The sequence below is a fragment of the uncultured Lutibacter sp. genome (assembly GCF_937891065.1).
GTDB lineage: Bacteria > Bacteroidota > Bacteroidia > Flavobacteriales > Flavobacteriaceae > Lutibacter.
In genome coordinates this window covers 1-5,080 of sequence record NZ_CALAEQ010000041.1, presented here as the reverse complement: position 1 = coordinate 5,080, position 5,080 = coordinate 1, and the positions used below count along the sequence as shown (strand labels likewise).

The window sequence follows — 5,080 nt, the reverse complement described above, 5'->3', positions numbered from 1 at the left end:
TTATCGCTTGAAACATCTGCTCCACTATCACTTTTTCGCTTAACTTTTCTAAGTTTTTTGATTGTTCGAGTAGTGTTGCCATTTAGTTTGTCAAATATTGTTATTAATTCTTCCTCACTCCCAAGTCTTGAATATGTTTTTAAAAATAGAGTTAAGGACTTCGGTTTGAAGCCCTTATTAAACTCTATTCTATTTCTACCTATTGTAAACTCCATTATGCAGTTGCAAATGTAGCTATATTAGATTGGTAATAATCTACACCAACAGTAACAACATCTTTCAAACTAACCGTTCCTGCAATAGCAGCATCAGTTGCAACAATAGCATAAACTCCAGTTGCACCAGTTTCAGTTGCACTATCAATAGTTACAACAACTCCACTTGCATCTTTCAATTCAAAATCAGCAAGTAAAAGACCACTTAAAGGTGAATTTGTACCTTTAACAGTAATCGCTGTATTTACAGTTAATGTTCCTGTTACTTGTGTTGATGAATTAACTACTGCATCACTTTGGAAAACACCTTCCAAATCTTTCATATCAAAATCAGGTTGCAATACACCAAAATCCATATCCCAATCGTCAACATCGTTAAACTCCATTATTACAGGTGTCATTGATGGATCTGAAAAGTTTTGAGTTGTTTGTGCATTTACAAAGAAATTAGATAATTTCAATCCTTCATAAGAATCTGCTCCTTTTGTATGGCATCTTAAATACCCTTTTTCAGTATAAAACCAAACATTCCAACTTCTATCAGCGTGAGATTTCATACCACTATGTACAACAATGTTTTCAATAAACGTGTACATTGTTTTTCTTTTCTCATCTTTCGTTTTGAAAGTAGCACCACTTGAAGCCTCAAAATAAGTAGCCTCAACGTTTTGCCCTTCAATTTCAGTTGCCAATGGAAATGGTATTACTGTTTTTGCAACAATACCAGCATCCCAATATGCTTTTGTTTTTAGTTGTGCTGCCGTTCCTGTAAATGTACTTTCTGCTAAGAAAAACCTAACATCAGGACCTAAAGATTTAGCACAATTCCCTACGCCAGTACCTAATAAATCGGCATCTGATACGCATAATTCACTATAATTACTCATATTTTTATTTTTTAATATTCTTTAATTAATACTTTTAATTTAAACACAAAGTATGGATATATAAACTGTAATTGGCTTATATCAAATCCATTCAATGCTTCTTCACCTTTAGTTACTGAAATTACTTCAAAGAAACCTCTTAAATAAGATTTAATTTCTTCTTTGATTTCTTCATCAGCATAATGTGTAATACTTCCTTTAACCTTACTTAAATCATCTACTATAAAAATAATATCAACTTCATTATCTGACATACAAGTCCTGGATAAAACAGTAGCCTCATCATTTTCAATAAAGAAATAATGTAGTCCATTTATTTTATCATTAGTAAGTAATTCTTTATACTCACCATCTCCAATGTATGCCAATGGTTTAATACTACCGTTATTATTATCTTTATACGCTCTACCATAGGCTGATATTTCACAATTGAAAGCTATTTCAAGTTTATCGTGTAGATAAATTTGTGCTCTTTGAATTTGTAAATCTATTCCTACTGGATTTAGTTTTGTATAAAGCATTATGATATAGTATTAACTTTTATGCTATTATTAAAGTAACCTCGTCTAAGTTTGTCTATTTCATTAGAAATTTGTTCAATTTCACCATTCAATAAAGACCTTAGTCCAATTAATTTTAAAGCATTATCACCACTTGTACCTTCAATCTCTGCTAATATTTTTAAAGATTGTTTTTCAGCTAATCTTTGATCGCTATTAGTTCTTAAAGAGTTTAATTGTTCTCTAAGAATAGCGATTGAAAAATCTAAACTAATTGCTCGTGCAAAAAGAGTTTCATTATTTATGATTAAGTCTGTATAATCTTCATAAACAGTAATATCAGGATTTATTCCAATATTTTCACTTAATCCTTCTTGCAAAGTTAAATCAAATAAAGTTTCAGTTGAATGTCCTTTAACTTGTACTTTCTCAAAATTAAGATGTTTGAATCTGCTCATTGAATCAGCATTATCATAATCTCTTTTGAAAGGTATTGGTGTAGTTGCAGTTTTAATAAAACCTAAATAGTAATCTCCTTTATAGGTAATATCAGAATTATCAACTTTCCAATCTAATACAACTTCTTGTGTTTTTGCAGTTATAGTAATTTCTTGTTCCTCTATTGGTGTTACACTTGATGTATTAAATAGCATCAATTTAAATGTGCCTAACGTGTCAAAGTCTAACAGTACACGCTTAATCTCAAATGCAATATCATTAGCTTCAGAAACTCTTATTTTATAACCTACAAAACCATCAATTAAAACTTCTTGGTTTACTCTATTTTGAGCATTTGTATAAAGTAGATTTCTATCCAAATAATCAAATCTATTAAAAACACGATGGCAAACATTAACAATACTCGATTCTTGTAATCTTTTTATGTATGTATTAAGTTGTGCATCATCAGCATCTTTATAATCTTGTGTGTCTTTTATATATTCTAACTTTACATAAGCATTATCAGTTATATAATAGCCACTTCGACTAATTTGATTATCAGCATCTAATATGGCGTATGCAGGGTTAAAAGAATCTCTTAACCCTACAATACCATATAATTTGGTTGATATTTTACCTACTTGAAACATATTATACTAATGCAAATGCTTGGAAAACTGTTTCGTTTGCAGTTGTCAATGGTGCTTTTTCTAAAGCAATATCTATACTAACTTCATATTGTGTTACTACATCTTGTGCAGAACCATTAGCAGCAGCATCAGTCGCTAAAGTTTCATAACTATGAACAGCATAAATTTGGTTATCAATAGGATTGATTATAGAATCAAACATATTTACCTTTGTGGAAACTCCTTGTCTATTTTGTTTAGGAATCCAAGGTAAAACACCGAATGTTCCCATTTCTGCCATAATCCAAAATCCTTTAGCATAAGCACTAACTAAACCAGCACCTAAAGCACCAAGTTCAACAGAATGGATATAAGTAACACCATTAAATTGGAAAGATAAGTTAGTTGAGTTTTGAGCACCTTGTGCAGCTTGGAATAAGAATTTATTGTAAGCAACAGTATCACAAAAAGCAACTAAGTTACTATCTGAATATTTGTTAACGTGCATTACAGATTTAGAAATTTGTATTGCTCTATCTCCATTTGTAGATTCTGTGATTTCAAAAGCATCATCTACTGCATCAAAAGCACCTTCAGCAGTTGCAATATTCACACCACTACGTTGTGCAAAAATATAAGCAGTTGCAATAGTTTCTAATCCTTCAGCAAAGTTAGATGTAATTTCTTGTAATTCAGAAGCAAGTTGCTCATCTAAAGAATAAAGAGAATTATCAGCTTGTTTTAAAGAGATTTTAAACTTGTCATCATAACTTGACCAAGATGGTGTTAAAACAGCAGTATCTCCTTTAACTCCTGAATGATTGTGGATTCTACCACCAGTTCCTAACGCTCTACTTGAACGTACTTTGTAATTTGTGTTGATTGCTCTATCTTCACGTAATCTAAGTTCCGAATAGTTAGGGAACATAATATTACTTGAAAGAATAAAAGCAAGATACGTAACAGGGTTTCTGAAACGTAATTCTTTTGCTTGATAAGCACCTAACAATTTTGCTTGTGCTGTACTTAAATTAGCTAATGTTCTATTTGCCATTATTATTAATTATTAAATTAAACTATATTTTATTTTTTGAATATTTGGAGAACACTCCTTAGACCACGCTTTTAGCACAAAGCAATTAATGTCAAAATATTATTCTAACAAAGATAATAAAAAAAATCTATATAATCATAAACTATATAGATTTTTTATATATTAAACTTATTACATCTTTACTATTCCTTTTGTCATAGCATCTTGAAGTGCTAAACTATATGCTTGACCTGACAAACCTTGCTCTTTAGCTTGTGCATCCCAAGCCTCAAAAGTTCCATCTTTAGGAAGTCCTTTTTCGTCAGATTTACCTCTACCACCTTCAACTTCTTTTAAATAAGGCTTGATAAATGTTTTAAGAAATTCATTTGGTGTAATGTTATTTCTTGTTGTTTCGTTTTTTAGAATAGTATTACCTTCAATAATTTCAAAACCATCTTCACCAATATTAAAATCATACTTAGATTTAAGTATGGCTAGAATATCATCTTTAGGTATTGTTGTATTATCAGGAATATCTTTTAATAGTGTTTCATTAATAGTTCTATTCTGATTTTGCTTTTTAGTATTAGTTTCTAAATCGTTGTATTTATTTAGCAACCCACTATTAACTTCTTGTAGTTTCTCGAAGTTAGTTTTTAGATCTGAATATCTTTTTTCAGGCTCAACAGTACTTTCTTTTTCAATCTTTTCTTTATAAGATTTCAATAAGTTTTCCATTGTTTTGCCTTGAAATTCTAATCCAATTTCATTACGTGCATTTTTAACTGCTACCTCTAAAGCGTTAAAACTCGTTTCTTTTTTAATATTATTTATTCTTGCCTCATAATCATCTTTAGAATAAATTACTAAATTATCTAATTCAACATTGTGATTTTCCTCACTTGTTATCATTTCAGTTAGCTTACCAGCCTCTAATCCAAGCGATTTTTCCACCGCTGCTATATTCTCTATTGCCATCTTATTGTAATTTTTCTTTTAGTTTATCAACTTTCCATAAATGGTGTGCTTTTTTACCAAACTTTTCTAAATATTCAGCTTTTAAAGTTTCTAATTCTTCTGAATCATCTTCAATAACTTCTTTCTTAGTGCTTACACTACCTTGCTCTAATACTTTTGTTAAAGTATCTCTTAATTGACCTGCAACTTTTTCTGCTTTAGCACGATTTTCACGCTTTAATTTACCTTGTTCATAGTAAATTTCAGTTGCTTCTTCATCTTTTTCGTGCCATAATCCATTTAATTCCCAATCGTGATTCTTTTCTTCAACATAACCTCTTGGTATTGCTATGTTTGAACGTTCTAATCTCATTCCATCTTTGATAAATGAGTTACCACTTTTTAATAATCTGTA

7 protein-coding genes are annotated in these 5,080 nt (G+C 30.2%); all 7 read right to left on the bottom strand.

Features of this window, described 5'->3' with window-relative positions; genetic code table 11:
• A partial coding sequence (locus Q0352_RS02435; RefSeq protein WP_299523056.1) for a hypothetical protein occupies positions 1-215 on the bottom strand: 215 nt, incomplete at its 3' end.
• Complete coding sequence (locus Q0352_RS02430) at positions 215-1,102, bottom strand: hypothetical protein (protein WP_299523054.1); 888 nt, start codon at positions 1,100-1,102, stop codon at positions 215-217. The genes Q0352_RS02435 and Q0352_RS02430, both read right to left, overlap by 1 nt.
• Positions 1,103-1,113: 11 nt before the next feature.
• Positions 1,114-1,623 (bottom strand): hypothetical protein, encoded by a 510-nt coding sequence (locus tag Q0352_RS02425; RefSeq protein WP_299523051.1) that lies wholly within the window; start codon positions 1,621-1,623, stop codon positions 1,114-1,116.
• Complete coding sequence (locus Q0352_RS02420; protein ID WP_299523048.1) at positions 1,623-2,693, bottom strand: hypothetical protein; 1,071 nt, start codon at positions 2,691-2,693, stop codon at positions 1,623-1,625. Before Q0352_RS02420 ends, Q0352_RS02425 begins: the two co-directional genes overlap by 1 nt.
• Position 2,694: 1 nt before the next feature.
• Entirely contained in the window at positions 2,695-3,726 is a 1,032-nt protein-coding gene (locus Q0352_RS02415) for a hypothetical protein (protein ID WP_299523045.1), read from the bottom strand.
• A gap of 171 nt (positions 3,727-3,897) precedes the next feature.
• Positions 3,898-4,686: a hypothetical protein gene (locus tag Q0352_RS02410; protein ID WP_299523043.1), complete on the bottom strand. Its 789-nt coding sequence runs from the start codon at positions 4,684-4,686 to the stop codon at positions 3,898-3,900.
• A 1-nt stretch (position 4,687) separates the two neighbouring features.
• Positions 4,688-5,080, bottom strand: a 393-nt coding sequence (locus Q0352_RS02405) for a hypothetical protein (RefSeq protein ID WP_299523040.1), incomplete at its 5' end; no start/stop codon positions are given.